This is a genomic window from Corynebacterium sp. HMSC30G07, from assembly GCF_001806945.1.
GTDB lineage: Bacteria > Actinomycetota > Actinomycetes > Mycobacteriales > Mycobacteriaceae > Corynebacterium > Corynebacterium riegelii.
In genome coordinates, this window is record NZ_KV786473.1 from 1 (window position 1) to 21,901 (window position 21,901).

Genomic DNA, 21,901 nt, shown 5'->3' on the forward strand with positions numbered 1-21,901 from the left:
GCCGAGAAAAGCACACATTTTGTCGCTTAACCCGCACTGCGTCTAACTCCGGCAGTGTCGTTGCCATCGCCTCCGACAAAATTTGAATCAGGCTTGGCTTCAACACCCCCGCGTACTTGTCGATTAACCCTCGATTAACCCTTAAAACCCTCGACCCGGTGAGTCCGGGTCGAGGGTTTTGCGTTGTACCCCGTACGGGATTTGAACCCGTGTTACCGCCGTGAGAGGGCGACGTCCTAGGCCGCTAGACGAACGGGGCGCGCTCGCTTTATTTGCGACTTGCTAACAATAAAGGACACAGCAACCACGTAGCAAATCGCGAGGTCAACATGCCTAAAACACGAAAATGCGCTCCACGTTCATGCTGACTTGATCGCCAACCTCCGGCCGTGGGTTCAAGCCCATGCGTGCGCGGAACTCCACGCCATCTGCGTCCAACGTCACCGAATACCCGGTTACCTCAAACAACACCGAGGTAATCACAGCGTTGCCGGCAGTGACAGCGCCGCCAGTAGTCTCCGAGCCAACAGGTCCAACGCGTACATCTGCGGGCAGCACGGCAACGGTCACAGCACCATCAGCAAGAGCATCAGTTCCAGTGCCAGTTCCTGTGTTGGTGGCGGGGTGGGTGGTGACGTTGGCGTCGTCAAGCAGCCAGCTCAAGCGTGGCTTCTCACAGACCACCTGGCCTGCGCGCACCACGCCGTCGAGGATCGTGGCATCGGCCATAAACGACGCCACCCATGCCGTCGCCGGGCGCGTGACCACGGCGTCGGGGGTGTCGAATTGTTCGAGGCGGCCATCGCGAAGCACGGCAATGCGATCTGCAATCGCGATCGCCTCCTTGCGGTCGTGCGTCACGTGCACCGTGGTCAGATGGTTGGTGCGAGTCAGCGCGACAAGTTCGCGGCGCAGCGCATCGCGTAAGGGTTCGTCGAGGGCGGACAGCGCTTCGTCTAAAAGCAGAAGCTTCGGGGATGCCACAATGGCACGCGCAAGAGCAACACGCTGGCGTTGACCACCCGACAAGGTGGCCGGCTTGCGGCGGGCAAAGCCATCCAGACCAACCGTGGCCAAGGTTGTTTCCACCAGCTGCTGCGCCTCCGCACGCGGGATGCCGGCGCGACGCAACGGATACGCCACGTTCTCCCCCACCGTCATGTGTGGCCACACCGCATGTTGTTGGAACACCATGCCCATGTGGCGTTTCTCCGGCGGTACGTGGGAAACGTTCTGGCCGTCGAGCTCGATCGTGCCGGCAGTCGGTTCGATAAAGCCCGCGATGGTGCGCAGTAACGTGGTCTTGCCAGAACCGGACGGGCCTACAAGCGCGATGAACTCGCCGCTGGGAACGGTCAGGTTCATGTTCTCAAGGCCAACGGTGCCATCCGCGAACGTCACGCCGAGGTTGGAGATTGCAATGTTGCTCATCATCACTCCTTGCCGGATTTACGCACCGTGAACGCAAGCGCCGCAATGCCGATGATCATAAAGAGCAGGGCAAGCGCAGACGCCTGATTGTAGTTGCCGGACTGCTGCAGGTTGAACAACTGCACACCGATGGTGGTGCTGCCAGGCGCAACCAGCAGGATGGACACGGTCAGCTCGCGTACCGCTGTCACGGCGACCAGAACCGCACCTGAAATGACCGCCGGCAGTGCCATGCGCCCACTGGTGTCCCAAATGGCTCGCAGGCGCCCCGCACCGGAGATCTGCGCGGCTTCCTCCACCGCCGTCGGGATCTTCGCCAGCGGCGCGCGCACAGCCTGCAGCACCATGGCGCTGAATGCGCAGACGTAGGCTGCCAGGATCACCCAGCGGGTGTTATAGATGCCGGTGTAACGGCCCATGATCACCCAGCCCACGCCAATGATCAAGCCGGGCAGCGCGGCCGGCAACAGCGTGACCAAGCTCAGCGCCGTGTTGCTACGAGCGCGTGTGCGGGTCACCAGCACGCCGATCGCCCATCCCAGCAGACCACAGAGCAGTGCTGCGCCGAGTGCGAGCGTGACCGAGTTGCCAAAGCCTTCGCGCACGCGCGGGTTGGCAAGCATCGCAGCGAAGTTGTCTAGCGTGATGTTGTCCAACGTGAACGGCACACCGGGTGCTGGCAGGAGTGCACGGTAGGTCAGCCCCATGATCGGGCCCAGGGTAATGGCCAACGCCAGCGCCCACGCAGTGATGGTGACCGGCCAGGTGGCCTTGCCTAGTGTGAGCTTCATGGCGCCGCCGCCTTCAACGGTGGATGTGGCGCGCCCTGAGACCACGTAATCCGCCACCACGGCTGCAATGCCTAACAGCATCAAAAGCGCGCCGATGGTAGAAACCACCTGCAGCGGATTTCCTACGGTGCCGGACTCCATGAACCGGTAGACCATGGTGGCCAGCGTTTCAAAACGCACCGGCGAACCCAGAATGGACGGAATGCCGAAGTCCGCCAGGTTGGAAACCGCGGTAAGCGTAAACGCGGACAGCAGGGCGGGCACGAGCAGCGGAATGGTCACCGTGCGCAAGACTGTGGCGCTTCCTGCCCCGCCGATGCGCGCCGCTAACTCCAGGTCCGGCGAGATTGAGCGCAGCGCGGCGGAAACGATGACGTAGACCACGGGGTACGAGTGCAGCGTCATCAAGAAAATGATCCCGTCAGCACCGTAAATGTCCCACAAGGACCGACCGAAGACTGCATTGAGGCCCTGGTTACGCCCGAAAAGCTGCAGCCAGGAGATCGCGCCGACAAACGGCGGCACCAGAAGTGGCGAGAGCAACAGCAGGCGCAACAGGCCTGTGCCCTTGACGTCGGTGCGCTCCAGCAACAGCGCAATGGCAGCACCGATAATCACAGCGCCGACTGCAGACGCGAGTGTGGTGTACACGGAATTCCACGTCGCTTTGCCCAAGCCTTGCTCCAGCAGCACCGGGATCTGGTTACCACCCAGCGCAAGGGAAATGACTAGGGCAAGCGGCGCGATGAACACCGCCGCGGCGATCAGCCACACCCCTATGCGGGCAAGGCTGATGCCAGGCGTTTTACGCGAAGCCAACAACACCTCGCTGTTAGTTCATTGCGTTCTGGAAGAACTCCACGGAACGCGCACGGTCCTCCGACAGCACGTTAAGGTCCGCGTTCATCAGCGCAATGTCTTTGAGCGCCGGCGCGTCGCCCGGGGTGCCAGCAGACTCGATCACCGGCAGGTAGTTCTGCTCAACGGCAATCTTCTGGCCCTTTTCGGACAGGATGAAGTTGATGTAGCGCTCCGCGGCTGCCTGGTTGGCGGAGTCCTTGAACACCGCGATCGGCTCGGTGATGTACGGCGAGCCCTCGGTTGCGTAGATCTCCTTGATTGGAGAGCCCTTGGCAGCCAAGTCGCGCACCAAGTAGTCCACCACAATGCCTACCGGGTGGCCACCGCCAGCGATCTCCTGAGAGGTCGGCCCGTTGGACGCCGCGATCATCGGGTTGTTTGCACCCAGGTCAGTAACCCACGCCTCGCCCAGCTTGTCATTGTTCATCCACACCGTTGCGTTGTACGCCGCAGCGCCAGAGACCGCCGGGTCCGGCAGGACGATCTTGTCCATGTACTTCGAATCAGTCAGATCAGCCCACGACGTCGGTGCGTCCGCCTGATCAATGACGTCCGTGTTGTAGGCAATCACGGTTGGGATCAGGCGGGTGCCCACGTAGAAGCCTTCCGCGTCCACGACTTCATCGAGCACATTGCTCGTGTCCACGTCGTTGAACTTGACCAGAAGATCTTCTGCCTTAAAGCCTTCGAATGCCGGCGCATCCGCTGCCCAGATCAGGTCTGCTTCCACCTTGCCGGAGGTGCGCTCTGCCTCAATACGGGCGTTGAGATCACCGGTACCCGCGCGGTAGACCTGCACCTCAATGTCCGGGTTTTCCTCAGTGAACGCACGGTTGATCTCATCAACCTTGTCCTCCGGCTCGGAGGTGTAGACCGTCAGCACGGTCTTCTCACCGGTTGCGGTGGTTTCGGCTGCGGTCGGGCTTTCGCTTGTCGACGGCTCCGCGCAGCCCACCAACGTCAACGCCGCAATACCCAGCGCGGCAGTAATGGAAGCGGAAGTGCGTACGAGGTGCATGTGGTCTCCTAATGAATGCTGTGACGGTTTCTAACAGACGGTTTGTAGCCGCGATAACCCTAGCACTGCAACGCCACACGCGCGCGGCAAAGCAAAACTCCCGAACCGGTGAACCGATTCGGGAGTTTCATGTTGTACCCCGTACGGGATTTGAACCCGTGTTACCGCCGTGAGAGGGCGACGTCCTAGGCCGCTAGACGAACGGGGCGTAAGGACACAGAATATGAAATTCTGTTGCTGGCCTACCTGGACTCGAACCAAGAATGACGGTACCAGAAACCGTTGTGTTGCCAATTACACCATAGGCCATCGCTTTTCATCACACTCTAGCGTTTCGCTTCTGCATTGTGCTTTAGCTCTTCGCTGTTGCGTTCTGAACAACGTTGAACACTATAACCATAGGCTTGCATAGAGACCAAATCGCCAGGTTAAAGCCGGTTTATTTGAGTTACAAGCCTGTGGTTATCCGCGCTATCTTTCTTGACCTGTTCTAGGCCTGTTCCGCAGCTACATACGGCGTAGCCGCACGTGCCGCACGCAGGCGGGTCAGCGTGGATTCGCGCCCCAGAAGCTCCATGGACTCAAACAGCGGCGGGGACACAGCCTCACCGGAGACACCAACGCGCAGGGCGCCGAAGGCCACGCGAGGCTTCAAGCCCAGATCTTCAATGAGCGCCTTATTCAGCGCTGCTTCGATGTTGGCAGTGGTCCACTCCCCTTCACCAATGGCCTCAAGTGCCGCAATACCTGCTTCAAGCGGCTCTACTGCAGTGTCCTTGAGGTTCTTCTTCGCAGCCTTCTCATCCAGCACCAGGTCCTCATCTGCGGTGACAAGGAACTTCAGCAGCCCGTACGCATCCGAGAGCACCTTGATGCGCGTCTGCACCAGGTCTGCGGCGATGGCGAACTTGTCTGCCGGGTAGTCAGCCGGGAAATCGGTGTACTCCGTCAGGTACGCGCGCAGGCGATCGCGGAAGTCATCCGGCTGCAGCAGACGAATGTGGTCTGCGTTGATTGCCTCAAGCTTCTTCTGGTCAAAGCGGGCTGGGTTGCCCAGTACGTCGGCAACGTCGAAGGCGTTGACAAACTCGTTGACAGTAAAGATGTCCTGATCTGCGGACAGGGACCACCCCAGCAGTGCGAGGTAGTTGATCATACCCTCTGGGATGATGCCGTTGTCACGGTGGTTGAACAGGTTGGACTCCGGGTCACGCTTGGACAGCTTCTTGTTGCCCTGCCCCATCACGAACGGCAGGTGGCCGAACTCCGGAGTGAAGTCCGTAATCCCGATGCGCTTGAGCGCCTCGTAGAGGGCAAGCTGGCGCGGCGTGGAGGACAACAGATCCTCACCGCGCAACACGTGGGTAATCCCCATCAGCGCATCATCCACCGGGTTGACCAGGGTGTACAGTGGCGCGCCGTTGGAACGCGCAACCACGTAGTCAGGCTGGGTTTCAGACTTGAAGGTGACCTCGCCGCGAACAAGGTCGTTCCATGTCCAGTCCTGATCCGGCATGCGCAGGCGCCAGACCGGCTTGCGGCCTTCAGCCTCATAAGCGTCGATCTGCTCCTGGGTGAGATCACGGTCAAAGTTGTCGTAGCCCAACTGCGGGTCGCGTCCTGCAGCCCTGTGGCGCTCCTGGACCTCCTCGTTGGTGGAGTACGCCGGGTAGACCTCGCCTGCCTCGATGAGTTTGTCCAGCACGTCCTTGTAAATCTCCCCGCGCTGGGACTGGCGATACGGCTCGTGTGGCCCACCGGTAATCACGCCTTCGTCCCAGGTCAGGCCAAGCCACTCAAGGGAGTCAATGATGGCCTGGTAGGAATCCTCAGAGTCACGCGCCGCATCAGTGTCCTCAATACGGAACACGAACGTGCCGCCGTGGTGGCGTGCTTGTGCCCAGTTGAACAGTGCGGTGCGGACCATACCCACGTGTGGGGTGCCGGTTGGAGACGGGCAGAAACGAACGCGCATGGATGATTCAGTCATGTGGGCAATCGTAGCGCGCGAAAGGGGCCGCCCCGTAAGCACACTCTGGCTTAGCGGACGGCCCCTTTGCTACACCCCTTTAATACGTCGGTTGTTTTGCACCCCTACTTGGAGTGGCGCGTAAGGAATGCCCACATCTCATCAGCTGCAGATGGGTCATACCACCAGTAGTGGTTGGAGCCGTGTACCTTGATCACCTCAACGCCCTTCATGCAGGCACGGGCGGATACGCGGGTGGCATTGTGGCCTACTGGGCGCGAGTCAATACCGCCGATGCATCGATTGCGGCGCTCGTAGGAGGCGAAGAGCTCCGGCACTGGCATCACGCGCTGGCCGCGACGGATCGTGCCGTAGTACGGCGTAAGGCCGTCGGCGGTGCCATGGATAGCCATAAACGCAACCGGCAGGTTCTGGCAGCCCTGGTTTACCGGCGCGTAAAACGCACCAGAAACAGCAGCTACACCAGCAAACAGATCGGCCATGTGGCATGCAGATACCGCTGCCATGCCGCCGCCGGTGGACATACCGGTGGCGTAGATGCGACGGCGGTCAATGTTGTAGTACCGCTGCGCGTCATCAATCATAGCGCGCACAAACGCAATGTCCTGGCCCGGGCGTGTTGATGCCGTCGGCGAGCCCTCCCACGACGCACCGATGGCGCGCGGGTAGACAATGATGGCGTCGCGGCCCACGGAAGATTCGCGCAGACGCGAGTAGTTGCGGAAGTTCTCAGTGGAGTCTTCGAATGCGGAGTAGCCAACCATCACCGGAGTGGGATTTGCCGGGTTGTAGCCGTGCGGCACCCAGATGAGGTAGCTGCGGCCAGCAACCTGAATCTCGCCGTTTTGGCCATTGCCTACCGGCGCTGGCGCCTGCTGGTTCCACGGCCCAATCTGCAATGGCGGCAACGGTGCAGGAGCGGGAGCGCCCGGAAGGGAGGAACCAGCTGGCAGCGCGTCGTTTGCCATTTGTACGAACTTGTTCCACTCCGCGTTCGCCTGATTCACAGCGGCATTAATGCCCGCATTGACTTGCGACGACAAGTCCTGCGCCCCCGCCGCCTGCGGCACATACAGCCCTACTGCCAGCATCAATGCGGCCCCCGTAGCAGCAACAGCGCGCTGGATACGTCCCTTCACCTGATCCCCTTATTCACTTCAGTCACATTAGTATCACAGCAAACAGTAGACCTCTTACCAGTTACAGACAAGCGGAAGGTACGCTCAACGTTTGTGTCTTTAACCAGCAGCGCCTTACAGCGCCCCTCAACCGCCCCCGACTTCCTGCTGTCCCGGCCAACCGGGTCAGTGCGAACCCAGGGCGCTGCTGCTGTGTTTTCCTCCACCGATGAAGCACTTGCCGCACTCAGCGCCGGCCAGGCAGAGATGGTGGTTGGCGCTTTACCGTTTGAGCGCGCCTGTCCTGCCGCACTGACCGTGCCGCAGCGCATCATCCGCGAGGAGGGCGTGCTGCACCCGCACCCCTTCTACACCACTGGTGCAGGCTCCCACCTGAATGCCGCGCTTATCGGGGTAGATCCCGCGCCGAACGAACATTTACGACGCATCGAGGCCGCCGTCTCCACCATCCGCCGCTCATCCCTGGACAAGGTGGTCCTTGCCCGCGCGGTGGACATTGCGTTTAACCCGCCGGTAGATCCGCGCCTAGTGGCAGCTCGACTGATTGAGCTTTCCGCGACTGGCGACGGCTTCATCGCAGACCTTAGCCCCGCGGGCAAACAGGGCCACTTCCTTGTCGGTTCTTCCCCAGAGGTGCTGGTACGCCGCCAAGGACACCACGTGACGTCATACCCGTTGGCAGGCTCCGCAGCGCGTATCCCCAACGACCCGGCAGCCGACGCTGAGGCGGGGCGCCGTTTGGCAGCGTCAGCCAAAGACCTTGATGAGCACGCATACGTGGTCGAGCACATCCGTGAGATCCTTGCCCCGCTGTGTACGCAGCTAAACATTCCAGATCGCCCAAGGTTGGAAAAAACCAACGAGATGTGGCACTTGGCTACCCCCATCGAGGGCCAGCTGCGTGAACCCGCTCCGAACGCGCTGGAGCTTGCGCGAATGCTCTACCCCACTCCAGCGGTATGTGGCACACCGCAAAACGCAGCCGAAGCACTCATCACCACCGCTGAATCGGAACGCGGCTTCTACGCCGGCGCAGTCGGCTACACCGAGGCAAACGGCAACGGTGAGTACATGGTGGCCATCCGCTGCGCCGAAGTTGCTGGAGATGGTAAAACCGCCCGCGCTTGGGCGGGCGGCGGACTTGTCGCGGACTCAGACCCTCAGGCTGAGCTTGATGAAACGACGGCCAAGCTGCGCACCATCATGCGCGCGCTCGGCCTTGATACCGAGGCCTAGCTAAGGCCACCAAAGGTACTAGGCGCGCTCAATCGGGTTACGCAGCGTACCAATACCCGGGATCTCCACCTCAATCACATCACCCGGGACCATCTCTGCGGTACCTGCAGGCGAACCGGTAGCCATCACGTCTCCCGGCAGCATAGTGAAGGATTGGGTGACCCACTCCACCATCTCACCGATGTTCATAATCATCTGGTTCGAGTTGGAGTCTTGCTTGGTCTCTGTCTTGCCGTCATGCGTCAGGTGCGCCTTGATTGGCAGGTTGGTGAAGTCGAACTTATCCAGGTCCGTCTCAATCCAGGGGCCCAACGGACCAAAGGTATCGATACCCTTGGCACGAGCCCACTGACCGTCCGCAAACTGCAGGTCACGTGAGGAAACGTCATTAATAATGGTCACGCCACGGACAACCGACTTCCAGTCGCTCGCCTTGACGTTTTTGCATGGCACACCAAACACGATCGCCAGCTCACCCTCGAATTCAACGCGGGTGGCAAACTCCGGAATCTTGATCGGCGCATCTGGGCCAACCACGGCGGTCGACGGCTTAATAAAGATGGTCGGCGGCAGATGCTCCGCAGACTCCTTAAACACCTCCGCAACGTGGTCGGCGTAGTTACGGCCCACCGCCACGATCTTGCTTGGCAGAGTTGGCGCCAAAAGGCGAACGTCCTCCAACGCATATTCCTTACCGGTGTACTCCGGCTCTGTAAACGGGGTGCCAGCAATAGCCTTCGCCGTGGTCGCATCCGCATCAATCACAGCAAACGTCATGCCTTCAGGGGTTGCAATTCGTCCAAAACGCATGTGACCGAGCATACATCGCACCAAAAACGTGGCGTAATCGGTCCGCCCCTAGTGATTCCCTAGGATGCGGTAAGTGCTAGGTAGAGCTCCGCGCACGCAATCGCATCCGTCAACGCATTGTGATTGCCGTACGTAGGCAGGTTGTATCGCTCCCGCACGCGGGCTAGTCGCAGATCCTCTCCACGCGGATAGGTGCCCATGCGCTCCATATGTCGGCGCTCCATCGTCATCGTGTCCACCACGTCACGCTCAGCAAACACGAAACGATGCCCGCGGACCTCCCTGTACAGCTTGGAGATAAACCCCGTTTCCATTTGGGCGAAATGGGCGATCATCTTGCGGCCCTCAAAGGCACGATCAAACGCATCCAACACCACGTCATGGCTTTGACCATGCTGTGCCACGTCATCATCCGTAACCCCATGCAGTGTGGCCGAATCCCCAATACGCACGCCAGACAACACGAAGTACTGCGCGCCTGAGAGGTCAATGACCCTGTCATTGACCGGCACCCAACCAATAGACACCAACTCATGCTTGTCAGGCTTTAACCCGGTGGTTTCGACGTCGACGGCTAGAAACGTGCCGTCGACAAGCAATCTGCTCTGCTTGCGCAAAAACCCAAACACGCTACACCGCCCGGGTTGGATACTTGTTGGCCAGCGCATTCTGCAGGGACTTGATCACGCCGAAGGCATCTCGAAGCGCAGCACGATCCCGTGTAGGCAACTGCTTCGGATCAATCCGATAATTCGGCTGCTGGCCCGCACGCACCTGGGCTGCCTGGTGCTGCATCGCAAGATTTGAAAGATACTCGTACGCCCCAAGGAGATCCTCAGCACCGCGGGCGGAAACGGAGTCCCCCGCCGCCCCACGAAGACGCGCAGGAGTTTCCACCTCATCTACCCCCGCCGTCATGGCATACAGGCGTGCCATCTGCACAACCGCAGCGGTACCGCCACGCTTGATGTCCAAGGTATCGGCGTACTCGCCGGAACGCTCCACCACCAGGCCTCGGAAGAATCCAATCGGCGGCTCACGGAACGTAGCAAGCGCGGCCAAGTGCGTATGCAGGCGCCGTGAACCCTGCGCGGACACGCTTGCGTTCTTCCGAACGTTCAGCGCCATCTCCTCCCAGCCCTCGCCGGAACCCGCAATTGGGCGGAAGTCAAAAAACACCTGCGCGTGCAGCAGCGCATTCGGGTCCGGGGCCGTAACCCAGCCGTGGAACGTGCGGTTCCACTCAGTCTGTGTCATCCGCCAATCAGGATTAGACGCCATCATGTCACCTGGGCACAAGGCCTGGCCCGCGTTGCCCAGGCCCTGGCAAATGAACTCAGCTAGCTTGGCAAAGTACTCTCCGTGCGTGGATTCGTCATAACTATCGGACAGGACGAACGCGTTGTCTTGGTCCGAGGCTGGCCCCATCTCACCACGCGCCTGCGACCCAACCGCAACGAATGCCACCGGCACCGGCGGCTCACCGAGCTTTTCCACGCCAAGCGCGAACAGGCGACGCGCAACCGCATCCGCAATCGAGGTGAGCAGGCGCTGCGTCTGGGCAGCAGAGGCACCGCGGTCAAAAAAGCGCACCGCAACAGCTGCGGCACGCTGGTAGGCACCGGCGAGCTCCTCAAGGCTGGAGCGCTCCACATCCGCTGCCATAAACATTGGATCCGTCTGCAGCAACCGCATGATGTCACCAGCAGTGAGCACACCGACGATACCCGTGCGGTTCTCAATAGGCAGGTGGTTAATACCCAGCTCACTAAACACCAGCATCGCTTCAAAGACCAGGGCATCTTCCTGAATGCTACGCACCGGCGATGTCATCACCGTAGACACCGGCTGGTTGGTGTCCACCTGCTTGGCCACCACCCGCGAACGCAAGTCCCGGTCGGTGAGAATGCCCGGTGTTTCCCCAGCCGGATCAATGACAACGCAGCTGACTTTCGCCGCGTCCATCGCCTGGGCGGCCTCTGCGATGCTGGCGGTGGACGCCAAGCTGACCAGCTCACGCTCACTAGCCACCGCACGCACCGGTGCGCGCAGCACATCCGCCGCGCCGTTGTCTTTGACCTCATCTGCTGCTGCACGCACGCGCCGTGATGCTGACTGGAAGAAGCGCTCCAAGTCCGGGTGGTCTGCCAGCAGTTGTGCAAACGTCTCGCGCGGCAGCAAAAGCAGCACGCTATCTTCCACCGCCTGCATGAGGTACTGCGACTCCGGTTCACCCACCAGCGTGGAATAACCAAAGTTCAGGCCCGCTTCACGGCGGTCCAGCAGCATATTGTCTTCACCCACAACATCAATCGCGCCAGAGCGGATGATGTAGAGCGTGTCATTGACATCGCCGGGTGCAAACACGGTCTCCCCGCGGCGAACATAGGTGATCCCCATCGTGGCCGGCAACGCACGCAGGGTTTCTTCCGGCAGGTGGGAAAACGGTTCACTTACAGCGAGGAACCGGTAGACCTCATCTAATTCGACGGACATGGCCCAACACTAGCGTGTGGCTGACAACCCCCGAAGCGTTTTGGAGCTACTGGTAGCTGACAAACCACGGACGCGGGTTCACATCCGCGTAGGTCTGCTCCGGGCTAAACGTCGGCGTGTCCTCATCAATGAAGTTCTTCCACGCCATGAAGAAGTTCGGGTCCAGGCCTTCGCGCAGCACGTTCCATGTGTCAAACTTCTGCCCTGGCACACCGTGTCCGTCTGCGTGCAGCACCCACGCAAGCTCCGGCTGGCCGGTGACAATGTTTTCACGGTCCGGATACATTGCCAGCTGGAATTGGTGCAGGATCAGCATCTTCTGCGGCAGGTTGTTCTCTCGCACGAGTGCCGCAAGCCAATCCGCTACCTCATTGATCTCAGCCGAGGTGGCACTGCCAATTCGGCTCAGTGGCTGCTCGCCCGGATTCAGCTTCCACTCCGCATCCAGCGCCAACCCCACGTTTGGTCGCTTCAGCAAGTCTTCATAGAGCTTTGCCTGCTCAAGGAAGCTTGCCTGGCCCGGCTGGAGGTCCAGCACCGCGTAGCCGCCGGCATCCAAGATCGCGTCCACGTACGGCACGAGGTGATCGATCGGGGTTTCGTTTGAGTAGTTACCGTCATCCCCCGGCCCTCCGGAAGCCACCGTGGCAATAACCTCAAATGCAGGGATCACCGGTGCCTCTTCCAAGGGTTGGTACCAGGAGGCGTACTCCTTGGCCAGCTCGGCTGCCGCGTGCGCGTCCTGCTCCCCCATCACACCCAAGTCTGGTCCATAGGGGTGGCCGTAGAGCGCAATCATGCGTCGACCCGGAAATACCAATCCACCACCGCCGGGCAGCTCACCGTTGGCCGCAAGTTCAGCGCGGGCACGCAGGTTCTCGTCTGAGCCCCACTGTCTGCCCAGTGCAAGCACATCACCGGAGGTCACGGCACTGATGCTTGTCGACGTCACCCTCGGATCCGCAACCTCCAACACCTCTACATCCGCGCCTGCTGCGCGCGCCGTTGCGGCAGCCGCACGTGAGCTTTCCCAGGTGGCGAACACGGTGGGCATAACAAGGTCAAGCGGTTGCTGGGGATCCAGCGCGGCAATCGCCGCAACGTCGCCTTGCGGCTGGCCTTCGGCGTTAGGGTACGTGGATTCATCGCCCGTGGTGGAGGTGTCCTTATCCCCCGTGGTGGAGGTGTCCTTATCCCCCGTGGTGGAAGTATCCGTAGGAACTTCCACCACGTTGTCTGCACCAAGGCGTGCGATCTCCGCCTCGATTGCTTCCTCGGTTCCCGGGTGGCGTACTAACAGCGGTGCGCCAAGGTCCACCGCGAGTGCGGCGCCACGCATCTGGTGTTCTCGATCAGGGCCGGCAACGACCACATTGTCCGACGCTTCGAAGAACTTGGCGCTGGCATCAATGCCTGTGCCGTTGGCATCTGAGATCACCTCGTGGCCATCCATGGCCAGTTTCGGCGTTTTATCTGCGGAAACGTTTTCGCCGCCTGAGGCGCCATCGTTTCCGTTGGCGGTACACCCTGTGAGGATGAGGCTGGCGGAAAGGGCGGCGGCAATGCTCAGGCGGCGAAAATGCATGCCTCGAATCTAGCGCAGTGCGGCGACGATGCGGTCACCCACCTCGCTGGTACGAATCTGTGCGCCGTCACGAGACGCCACTTCCTGCTCGACGGCGGCTTCGATGCGTGCGGCATTTTCTTCGTCGTCAAGGAAGCGCAGCATCATGGCAACCGACAGGATCATCGCAGCCGGGTCTGCAATGCCCTGGCCTGCGATGTCTGGTGCCGAGCCGTGCACCGGCTCGAACATGGAAGGAAACTCCTTCGCCGCGTTGATGTTGCCAGAGCATGCCTGGCCAACGCCACCGGTGACGGCACCAGCCAGGTCTGTGAGGATGTCGCCGAAGAGGTTGTCGGTGACAATCACGTCGTAGCGCTGCGGGTCCTGCACCATGTAGATGGTTGCGGCGTCGATGTGGTTGTAGTCCACCTCTACCTCGGGGAACTCCTGGGCCAGCTCATCAACCACGCGCTGCCACAGGCCACCAGCGTTAACCAGCACGTTGGTCTTGTGCACCAGGGTGAGCTTCTTGCGGCGGGTCATGGCCAGCTCAAAGGCGTAGCGCACCACGCGCTCTGCGCCGTAGTACGTGTTCTGGGAGACCTCAGAGGCCACCTCATGCGCTGTGCCCTTGCGCAGCGTGCCGCCGTTGCCGGCGTAGAGGCCTTCGGTGCCCTCGCGCACCACCACAAAGTCAATGTCACCCGGGTTAGCCAGCGGGCTGACTGCCGTGGGGTACAGACGCGACGGACGCAAGTTCACGTAGTGGTCCAGCTGGAAACGCAGCGGCAGCAACAGGCCGCGCTCCAACACGCCAGCCGGCACGCGCTCCGGGTCACCGACCGCGCCCAAAAGAATCGCGTCGTGCTCTTTCAGGCTGGCCAGGTCCTGGTCCGTCAGCACCTCGCCGTTCTTCAGGTAGCGGCGCGCGCCAAGGTCATACTCGGTCGTCTCCGCGTCATCGCGTACGGTGTTGAGGACTTTGAGGCCCTCGGCCATGACCTCGGTGCCAATGCCATCGCCGGCAATAACTGCAATTTTCATAGAGTAAGACGCCTTTCCAACTATGTGAGATACTCCCTTTGACACTAGCAACCCCGCGGGCATTTATCGCGAGAACACCTCCAAAACTCAAAAGCCCGAGGTTTTTACGCCCCGGGCCTCCTCGTAGCAATCAGAATGACTTTTGCAACGAGCGATAATTAGCCAAGATCAACCTGCAGGGAGGTCGCGTTGATGGACTTAGCAATCTGCGCCTCAAGCTCTGCCGGCACTTCCTTTTCCACACGCAAGATCAGCATTGCGCCGCTGCCCTTGGTGGTCTGCGTCAGCGCTGCGGCCTCAATGTTGATGTCTGCGTCACCCAGCTTGGAGCCGACCTTGCCCAGCGCACCCGGCACGTCCGTGTAACGGAAGAACAGGTTGCGGCCCTCTGCGCGCATATCCACGCCGCGGCCATTGATACGCACGATCTTCTCAACACCGTCCAGGCCAGTCAGCGCACCGGTGATCGTTGCACTATCACCGTTAGACGCCACAACCTGCACCTCAAGCGCGCTGCGGTGCGCACGAGCCTCAGTCTCAGTTGCAGCGGAGTAGGTCAGGCCGCGAGCCTCCGCGATCGACGGAGCGTTCACAAACGTCACTGTCTCAGAAACGATGCCACTGAACAGGCCGCGGACAGCAGACAGTGCGAGCGTGTCTACGTCCTCAGTCGACAGCTCACCACGAGCCGTGACCTTGAGCGCCACCGGGGCTTCATCAAGCAGCTTGCCTGCCAACAGGCCAAGCTTGCGTGCAAGCTCCAGCCAGCGAGCAACCTCTTCGCCAACCCTGCCGCCGGTGACGTTCACAGCGTCTGCAACAAACTCGCCTGCAAGCGCCTTAAGCACCGAATCAGCAACATCCGTGCCAGCGCGGTCCTGCGCCTCAACGGTGGAAGCACCCAGGTGCGGGGTGACTACAACCTGGTCCAGCTCAAACAGCGGAGAATCCGTGCACGGCTCCGTTGCGTACACGTCAAAGCCTGCACCGCGGATGCGGCCTGCACGGATAGCGTCAGCCAGCGCCTGCTCATCCACCAAGCCACCGCGGGCAGCGTTGATAATGATCTGGCCTTCCTTTGCCTTGCCCAGAAGCTCAGCGTCAAACATGCCCGCCGTTTCCTTGGTCTTGGGCAGGTGGATGGTGACAAAGTCAGCGCGGCCCATCAGCTCTTCAAGCTCCACCAACTCCACGCCAAGCTGTGCTGCGCGGGCCGGGTTAGCGTACGGATCATAGGCAATGATGGTGGTCTCAAACGCAGCAAGGCGCTGTGCAAACAGCTGACCGATGTGGCCGAAGCCGACGATGCCGACGGTCTTGCCGTAGATCTCCACACCGTTAAAGGAGGAACGCTTCCACTGCCCATCACGCAACGTGGCGTCTGCCGCCGGGATCTGGCGTGCGGTGGACAAAAGCAGCGCGATCGCGTGCTCACACGCGGAGTGGATGTTGGAGGTCGGTGCGTTGGCAACCATCACACCGCGCTCGGTTGCCGCCGGGATATCAACGTTGTCCAGGCCCACACCTGCGCGGCCGATGATCTTCAGCTTCGGGGCGGCCTCAATAACCTCCGCGTCAACGGTGGTTGCGGAACGCACCAAAAGTGCGTCAGCTTCAGGAACTGCGGCAAGCAGCTCAGCTCGGTTCGGGCCATCAACCCAGCGCACCTCCACCTGATCGCCGAGAGCCTCGACGGTAGACGGGGCGAGCTTGTCCGCAATAAGCACAACGGGTTTTGCCACGGGGAAATCTCCTACTGAGTGGAATCGAATATTTCCCTGCATACCTTAGTGCTGCAAGCGTGACATGTCAGCATTTTTGGATAAATAAAATTCTTCCGCCTGCATAATCTTCGTTGAAAGCTGGCGTTCATCACCAAACTGTGGCCCCAACGCCACCAATGGCGCTTGCGACAGTCCTGCCATGGCAAACAGCGCCTGCTCCGAATTTCGCGGGTCAGGATCATCAACCATGGTCACATCCGCGCCAAAACTGCGCGCATTCGCAATAGACGCAATGGAGCTTTCTGCCGTAGCAACAACGACCGGCGCCATTTGTGCGTCCCTACGCGACAAGATCGGAAACGGCCTCGCCTCCGCCTGCGGCATCACCTTTGGATCTGCCCACGCCGCGCGCAGCCACACCGGGTCCTGCGGGTCAATGCTAGCTACGGCCACCGCCGCGTCTTCAGGACGCTCCACTTCACGCTGCGCAAATCGCAGCGCCGTCATCGTGCCAAGCGCATCCATGCCGCCCGGGTCGCGATAGACCCGCACCCGCCCAGAGGTTTGCGCCAGCGCCACATCCCCCACCGTCAACACCGTGTAGGTGCGAAGGCGTTCCACCTCTTGGGCAATCTCCTGATGGCGTTCCGGGTCATACACAATCATCGGCGCGTGCGCGACAATCGCAATCGAAGCCGCCCGCAGCTGCGCCTCAACGGTTGCGTCACTCACCACCAGGGTTTCAGAGCTAGTGAAGAAGTATTGGAGACTGCTCATCCCCTTCACATCATCAAGCACTACAGGGTGCTCATCAAAACGCTCAGCCACGTGGCGCGATTCATTGACCGCTTTTGCGCGAGCAAACGGATCCGCGGGCAAGGAATTGCTGCAGCCGCTGAGCAACCATGCCGACGCTAATGCTGGTACCAATACACCAGCGACAATGCGTCTGACCCTGGTCCTACTCCCCATGATCAGTTGCGACGGCCTCCTGCGTGATATCACGAATCACCGGCTTATCCATGGCGTATTCGATCATGCCCACAAAACGGCTGCGACGATCCGCTTCAAACGCCTCCCAGTTCGACGCAAGCAGATACTGCGGGCACATCTCGTGGCCATCGATTACTGCGTCAAACTCAGCATCATCAAGCAGGGACTTTGACTGCAGACGCGGCAAGTAACGGCGCGGCTCATTGTTCTCAATCACCACGTCCGTGCGCCGCCCCATGGGTGTGCGGTTGAGCACGCTTTCCAACGCCTGCGCATCCACCCCCATCCGCTGCAAATACACCGGTGGGAACACGGTGTGGAAGCGCGGACGCAACTCAGCAACCGTCTCCTCATCAAAGGCCTTGCCAGTGCGCCAATCACGAGCGCCTCGTGCCATCAGCAGCGCAAACAGGCCTCGGTACACGCCGCTATCCTCATTAGCGCTCAGCAAGCGGGACTCACGGAACTCCGCATCGGCAACGGTGCGCGGCTCCACCTCCGTCTCCCCTAGCACCCACGGGGTAACTTCCTGAACATCCAAGCCCGCGCGGATTGTCGGCGCGTGCGCACCGTAAAGCTCGCCGAAGACGCCGGACCAGAACCACCGGTTGAGCCGATCCCGAGCCTGCTCGCCCTCCAACACCCCTGGATGCTCCGCAAGGCGCGCCAGAATTGTTGCCAGCGGCACGAGCTGTGAGGCATACGGCACCTGGTCGCTGCCCAGGATGCAACGCTGCGTCAAAAACTCCGCTGCCTTCACAAAGACCGCCGTCATCTCATCTACGTGCGTCAGGTAATCCTGCAACGAAATAGTCAAGATGTCGCCGCGGTGCCCGGTGGCGTGACCATTGCGGCTGGTAATCAAAAGCGCTAGTGCCCGGAAAAATTCGATGCGTCCAATCTCGTCCAGCGCCGGGTGCTCGCGCAACGTTTGCTCGACCTTGGCCCAGTGATCCGCAAGCACGAAATCTGGATCTTCGTTTGCAAACATTGCCGTCAACAGCTCAAAGACGTCCATCTGTACGCCCGCCGAGTTCGCATGGGCGAAAATCTGGCCAACACCCACCCGCGACGTGGAACGGTCCACGCGGATCACCGGCACGTCATACGCCGGCAGCCAGCGCAGCACCTCATTTTGGAACAGCTTGACCGGCTCACGCAGCTCCTCGTTGGCAGCCATGTCCACCAACAGGTCATTGGCCTGCTTCCACATCAGCAGCGAGACTGGGATAACTCCATGGCGCAGCATATCCTCGCGGCAGGTGATACCGCCTTCAATCTCAGGGCCGAAGTGGGAACGCACGCGTCCCTCCGTATCAACCGCGAAGACAGCCTCAACAGGCATTGGGTCAGAAGCGACAGCCGCCCGAACGTCCACAAAGAAGCGACGCTGGATCGACTCTCCCCGGTAGTCCACTGTCGGGATGACACCTTCGCGCTTAAACGCGTGGTAGAGGGAGGTCAGCCTCTGCTGCCCGTCTAAAAGCAAAAGCCCCGGTTCAATGCTTCCGACATCAAGCCCAGCAAGCGGGCGCGGCTTAAAGCGCACCGGCGAATTGCGCGTGTCAAGTGCCAAGAACGATCCAATTGGATAGCCACGAAGCACGGAGGTAATCAGCGTGCGAATCCGGTCAACATCCCAGATGTAATCACGCTGGAAATCCGGCAGCTGCAACTCCCCGCGCTCAGCGCGTGCGAACAGGTCAATAAGTGAGTAACTCGGCGTGGTAAAGCCCATGTCTTCTGACTTTAGATCAGTTTCAGCAAATGCTCTCATGATCAGCATGCTCGGGGCGCTCAAGCTGGATTGTGGAGTGCTCAATTCCCAGCTCTGCCAGCGCCGCCTGCGCAGCGTCGAGGGCGTGGCCGGCATCAGCACCGTCATCAAGAACCAGGTGTGCCGTAGCAATAACCGACGCCCCATCCAGCGACCACAAGTGGATGTCGTGCGTTGCAATCACGCCCGGGATGGCCAACAGTGCAGGCTCAACCGCCGCCTCATCAAAACCGTCCGGCACCTGCTCCAACAGGACACGAGCCGACTGCATGAGCAACTGCACCGCACGCGGCAACACCATCGCCGCAATAATCAACGACGCAATTACGTCCGCCGCCATAAAGCCCGTAAAACGAATAACAAGGCTGGCCACAATCACCGCCACCGAGCCGAGCATGTCCACCAACACGTGCAGCAACGCGCCTTCAACGTTGATGGAATCCCCGCGGTGCCGCGACAAGATCCACGCCGAAATCGCATTCGCCAGCAAACCGATAATGGCAATGATCAGCATGGTGCCAGATTCCACTTCCGACGCCACGCGGAAGCGCTTAACCGCCTCAACCACAATGAACACCGAAATCATGATCACTGTTGCGGCGTTCACCAGTGCGGCGAGCACCTCTGTGCGGCGGTAGCCATACGTCGCGCGCCGTGATGCCGCCCTTTTGCCCGCAATCACGGCGATGACGGCAATGATAAGGCCCGCAGCGTCTGAAAGCATGTGCATCGCATCCGCGATCAAGGCCACCGAGCCGGAGACAATGCCGCCGATCAGCTCCGCAAAAAACACCGTCGACGTGATGGTAAGCGCCGCGATGAGTGCGCGCAGCGGAGTGCTTCTGTGATCGTGATCGTGGCTGTGACCGTGGCTGTGACCGTGGCTATGTGCGTGATTGTGTCTCATACGACACAGCCTATCCCCGCCGCCCGCTTATTGACAATCTATTGAAAATGGCTCCCAGTATTTATTCAGGACGCTGACCAGTAAAAACCGCCGGAAACTCATTTGTGCTGCAGACTGAGACCGCTCATGGTAAGCGCTTTTTGATACCGTGGGCGGATGCTGGCTAGCTGGCTAGCTGGCACTTTGACATTTTTCCTGTCAGATGGCGCAGAATTTAGCGCTTTACATTTTTAGAACGAAGGGACTTTACGCAAATGACCACCCCAAACCCGAACCCAAACGATCCGGCGCGCAACGTTAACCCGAACGTCGACCCGACGGCAGATCCCGCAACCGAGATCATTGAGACCACCCCGCGTGCAACTACGGGTTCCACCGCAGTCACCACCGAAGACAACAACGGTGGCGGCGGCTGGTGGAAGTGGCTCATCGGCCTGATCGCCGCCCTGCTGCTGATCTGGCTGCTGCTCAACCTCTTCAGCAACAATGACGACGCAATCCCAGCCGGCCCAGCCGTCGAAACTGAGACCACCTCCTCCTCCGTGGTCAACGAGACCACCACAGTTGAATCCGGTACCGTTACCGAGACTCCGACCGCTGCGAACGAGACCGTGACCGAGACCGTGGTTGAGGAAAGCGCCGCCGAGTCCGAGGCACCGGCCGAGTCCGAGGCTCCAGCTGAGTCTGAAGCTCCGGCCGAGTCCGAGGCTCCAGCTGAAACTGAAGCTCCGGCAACTAACTAACTTATCTGCTAGTAGGCAGCCTGGTTCATGATGGTCTGCTAGCACACAACACGAAAACGGTGCTGTGCCTACACATTCCACCTGGGGTTTTGCAAGCTGGTTTTCGTTATCTGCTAGTAGGCAGCCTGGTTCCGGGTGACCTGCTAGCAATGTCCCAAAACCCTATGGACATAACAGCAACTATCTAACGTGCCGCTCCTAGCGTTTAGCTGGGTCACTCTCCCCGACTCGCATTGGTGGGCCGGGGCTTTTTCCTATCTGACCCCCAGATAAGACAAGCGTAAAGCCCCCGCACCACCCGAAATATCGGGGCGATCCAGGGGCTTAAAGCGCAGACTACAACGACTTACGCAGTCTCGTTGAGCGGGTTCTTCACCCAGCTCATCATGTCGCGCAGCTTCTCACCGGTCTGCTCGATCGGGTGCTGCGAAACCTTTGCACGCAGGTCCTCGAGCTCCTTGTTGCCGTTCTTCACGTTGTCAACCAGGCGCTGGGTGAAGGTGCCGTCCTGGATGTCCTTCAGGATGTCGCGCATGCGGTCCTTCGCACCCTCATCAATCACGCGCGGGCCAGACAGGTAGCCGCCGAACTCTGCGGTGTCAGAGATGGAGTAGTTCATGTTGGCCAGGCCACCCTCGTAGACCAGGTCCACGATCAGCTTCATCTCGTGCAGGCACTCGAAGTATGCCATCTCCGGCTCGTAGCCAGCCTCGGTCAGCACCTCGAAGCCCTTCATGATCAGGTCTTCCAGGCCACCGCAGAGCACAGCCTGCTCACCGAAGAGGTCCGTGACCGTCTCAGCCTCGAAGGTGGTCGGGATAACGCCAGCGCGTGCGCCACCGATTGCTGCAGCGTAGGACAGAGCCAGGTCGCGGCCATTGCCCTTCGGGTCCTGCTCAACTGCGATCAGGGTCGGCACACCCTTGCCGTCAACGAAGGTGCGGCGAACCAAGTGGCCCGGGCCCTTCGGTGCAACCATGGCGACGGTGATGTTGTCTGCCGGCTCAATCAGCTTGAAGTGGATGTTCAGGCCGTGGCCGAAGAACAGCGCATCGCCGTCGTTAAGGTTCGGCTCGATGTCCTTAGTAAAGATCTCAGCCTGGGAGGTGTCCGGAGCCAGCAGCATGATGACGTCTGCCCATGCTGCCGCGTCAGCGTTGGACTTAACCTCGAAGCCTGCCTCCTTGGCCTTTGCTGCGGACTTGGAGCCCTCGCGCAGGCCGACGACAACCTCAACGCCGGACTCACGCAGGTTCTGCGCGTGGGCGTGGCCCTGGGAGCCGTAGCCGATGATCGCGACCTTCTTGCCCTGGATCAGCGACAGGTCTGCGTCATTGTCGTAAAGCACTTCGATAGCCATGAGTGATGCACTCA

The 21,901-nt window shown here is 60.4% G+C and carries 17 protein-coding genes and 3 tRNA genes; 2 read left to right on the forward strand and 18 right to left on the reverse strand.

Annotated features, from left to right (window positions below; translation table 11 throughout):
* Positions 1 to 186: 186 nt before the first annotated feature.
* The 8 genes from HMPREF3104_RS08225 to HMPREF3104_RS08260 form a co-directional block, all read right to left on the reverse strand.
* Positions 187 to 259, reverse strand: a tRNA-Glu gene (locus HMPREF3104_RS08225).
* A 74-nt stretch (positions 260 to 333) separates the two neighbouring features.
* Positions 334 to 1,431 (reverse strand): ABC transporter ATP-binding protein, encoded by a 1,098-nt coding sequence (locus tag HMPREF3104_RS08230; RefSeq protein WP_070495142.1) that lies wholly within the window; start codon positions 1,429 to 1,431, stop codon positions 334 to 336.
* Positions 1,432 to 1,433: 2 nt separating this feature from the next.
* Complete coding sequence (locus HMPREF3104_RS08235) at positions 1,434 to 3,041, reverse strand: ABC transporter permease (RefSeq protein WP_070495630.1); 1,608 nt, start codon at positions 3,039 to 3,041, stop codon at positions 1,434 to 1,436.
* A 13-nt stretch (positions 3,042 to 3,054) separates the two neighbouring features.
* Complete coding sequence (locus tag HMPREF3104_RS08240; RefSeq protein WP_070495143.1) at positions 3,055 to 4,101, reverse strand: ABC transporter substrate-binding protein; 1,047 nt, start codon at positions 4,099 to 4,101, stop codon at positions 3,055 to 3,057.
* 135 nt (positions 4,102 to 4,236) lie between these two features.
* Positions 4,237 to 4,309, reverse strand: a tRNA-Glu gene (locus HMPREF3104_RS08245).
* Positions 4,310 to 4,338: 29 nt separating this feature from the next.
* Positions 4,339 to 4,410, reverse strand: a tRNA-Gln gene (locus tag HMPREF3104_RS08250).
* Between the two features lie 181 nt (positions 4,411 to 4,591).
* Complete coding sequence (gene gltX / locus HMPREF3104_RS08255; RefSeq protein ID WP_052204556.1) at positions 4,592 to 6,091, reverse strand: glutamate--tRNA ligase; 1,500 nt, start codon at positions 6,089 to 6,091, stop codon at positions 4,592 to 4,594.
* A 104-nt stretch (positions 6,092 to 6,195) separates the two neighbouring features.
* Positions 6,196 to 7,230, reverse strand: a complete 1,035-nt coding sequence (locus tag HMPREF3104_RS08260) for a CE1 family esterase (RefSeq protein ID WP_083279024.1) — start codon at positions 7,228 to 7,230, stop codon at positions 6,196 to 6,198.
* Between the two features lie 93 nt (positions 7,231 to 7,323).
* On the opposite strand from HMPREF3104_RS08260, the gene HMPREF3104_RS08265 reads away from it, so the two are divergent.
* Positions 7,324 to 8,466 carry an isochorismate synthase gene (locus HMPREF3104_RS08265; RefSeq protein ID WP_070495144.1) on the forward strand — a complete coding sequence of 381 codons (1,143 nt, stop codon included), beginning with the start codon at positions 7,324 to 7,326 and terminating at the stop codon, positions 8,464 to 8,466.
* Positions 8,467 to 8,484: 18 nt separating this feature from the next.
* On the opposite strand, the gene HMPREF3104_RS08270 is transcribed toward HMPREF3104_RS08265, so the two are convergent.
* The 9 genes from HMPREF3104_RS08270 to HMPREF3104_RS08310 form a co-directional block, all read right to left on the reverse strand.
* Positions 8,485 to 9,276 (reverse strand): fumarylacetoacetate hydrolase family protein, encoded by a 792-nt coding sequence (locus HMPREF3104_RS08270; protein ID WP_083279058.1) that lies wholly within the window; start codon positions 9,274 to 9,276, stop codon positions 8,485 to 8,487.
* A gap of 59 nt (positions 9,277 to 9,335) precedes the next feature.
* Positions 9,336 to 9,893, reverse strand: a complete 558-nt coding sequence (locus HMPREF3104_RS08275; RefSeq protein ID WP_246816395.1) for a 3'-5' exonuclease — start codon at positions 9,891 to 9,893, stop codon at positions 9,336 to 9,338.
* A gap of 13 nt (positions 9,894 to 9,906) precedes the next feature.
* Positions 9,907 to 11,772, reverse strand: coding sequence for a DUF294 nucleotidyltransferase-like domain-containing protein (locus tag HMPREF3104_RS08280; protein ID WP_070495146.1), 1,866 nt, complete (start codon positions 11,770 to 11,772; stop codon positions 9,907 to 9,909).
* A 46-nt stretch (positions 11,773 to 11,818) separates the two neighbouring features.
* Entirely contained in the window at positions 11,819 to 13,357 is a 1,539-nt protein-coding gene (locus tag HMPREF3104_RS08285; RefSeq protein ID WP_070495147.1) for a cell wall-binding repeat 2 family protein, read from the reverse strand.
* Between the two features lie 9 nt (positions 13,358 to 13,366).
* Positions 13,367 to 14,383, reverse strand: coding sequence for a 3-isopropylmalate dehydrogenase (locus tag HMPREF3104_RS08290; protein WP_070495148.1), 1,017 nt, complete (start codon positions 14,381 to 14,383; stop codon positions 13,367 to 13,369).
* A gap of 158 nt (positions 14,384 to 14,541) precedes the next feature.
* On the reverse strand, positions 14,542 to 16,125 hold the full coding sequence (gene serA, locus HMPREF3104_RS08295) for a phosphoglycerate dehydrogenase (protein WP_246816396.1): 1,584 nt from the start codon (positions 16,123 to 16,125) through the stop codon (positions 14,542 to 14,544).
* 45 nt (positions 16,126 to 16,170) lie between these two features.
* Entirely contained in the window at positions 16,171 to 16,935 is a 765-nt protein-coding gene (locus tag HMPREF3104_RS08300) for a hypothetical protein (protein WP_246816397.1), read from the reverse strand.
* 133 nt (positions 16,936 to 17,068) lie between these two features.
* Complete coding sequence (locus HMPREF3104_RS08305; RefSeq protein WP_070495151.1) at positions 17,069 to 18,838, reverse strand: DUF262 domain-containing protein; 1,770 nt, start codon at positions 18,836 to 18,838, stop codon at positions 17,069 to 17,071.
* Positions 18,839 to 18,860: 22 nt separating this feature from the next.
* Positions 18,861 to 19,784, reverse strand: a complete 924-nt coding sequence (locus tag HMPREF3104_RS08310) for a cation diffusion facilitator family transporter (RefSeq protein ID WP_070495152.1) — start codon at positions 19,782 to 19,784, stop codon at positions 18,861 to 18,863.
* Between the two features lie 254 nt (positions 19,785 to 20,038).
* Here HMPREF3104_RS08310 and HMPREF3104_RS08315 point away from each other — a divergent pair, with 254 nt between their 5' ends.
* On the forward strand, positions 20,039 to 20,527 hold the full coding sequence (locus tag HMPREF3104_RS08315) for a hypothetical protein (RefSeq protein ID WP_070495153.1): 489 nt from the start codon (positions 20,039 to 20,041) through the stop codon (positions 20,525 to 20,527).
* 346 nt (positions 20,528 to 20,873) lie between these two features.
* On the opposite strand, the gene ilvC is transcribed toward HMPREF3104_RS08315, so the two are convergent.
* On the reverse strand, positions 20,874 to 21,887 hold the full coding sequence (gene ilvC / locus HMPREF3104_RS08320; protein WP_070463834.1) for a ketol-acid reductoisomerase: 1,014 nt from the start codon (positions 21,885 to 21,887) through the stop codon (positions 20,874 to 20,876).
* Between the last annotated feature and the right edge of the window lie 14 nt (positions 21,888 to 21,901).

Coding starts and splice junctions, on each gene's coding strand:
- HMPREF3104_RS08230 (WP_070495142.1), bottom strand. CDS start 1,431: ATGAGCAACATTGCAATCTCCAACCTCGGCGTGACGTTCGCGGATGGC.
- HMPREF3104_RS08240 (WP_070495143.1), bottom strand. CDS start 4,101: ATGCACCTCGTACGCACTTCCGCTTCCATTACTGCCGCGCTGGGTATT.
- gltX (WP_052204556.1), bottom strand. CDS start 6,091: ATGACTGAATCATCCATGCGCGTTCGTTTCTGCCCGTCTCCAACCGGC.
- HMPREF3104_RS08270 (WP_083279058.1), bottom strand. CDS start 9,276: ATGCGTTTTGGACGAATTGCAACCCCTGAAGGCATGACGTTTGCTGTG.
- HMPREF3104_RS08280 (WP_070495146.1), bottom strand. CDS start 11,772: ATGTCCGTCGAATTAGATGAGGTCTACCGGTTCCTCGCTGTAAGTGAA.
- HMPREF3104_RS08285 (WP_070495147.1), bottom strand. CDS start 13,357: ATGCATTTTCGCCGCCTGAGCATTGCCGCCGCCCTTTCCGCCAGCCTC.
- HMPREF3104_RS08290 (WP_070495148.1), bottom strand. CDS start 14,383: ATGAAAATTGCAGTTATTGCCGGCGATGGCATTGGCACCGAGGTCATG.
- HMPREF3104_RS08305 (WP_070495151.1), bottom strand. CDS start 18,838: ATGGGCTTTACCACGCCGAGTTACTCACTTATTGACCTGTTCGCACGC.
- HMPREF3104_RS08310 (WP_070495152.1), bottom strand. CDS start 19,784: ATGAGACACAATCACGCACATAGCCACGGTCACAGCCACGGTCACAGC.
- HMPREF3104_RS08315 (WP_070495153.1), top strand. CDS start 20,039: ATGACCACCCCAAACCCGAACCCAAACGATCCGGCGCGCAACGTTAAC.
- ilvC (WP_070463834.1), bottom strand. CDS start 21,887: ATGGCTATCGAAGTGCTTTACGACAATGACGCAGACCTGTCGCTGATC.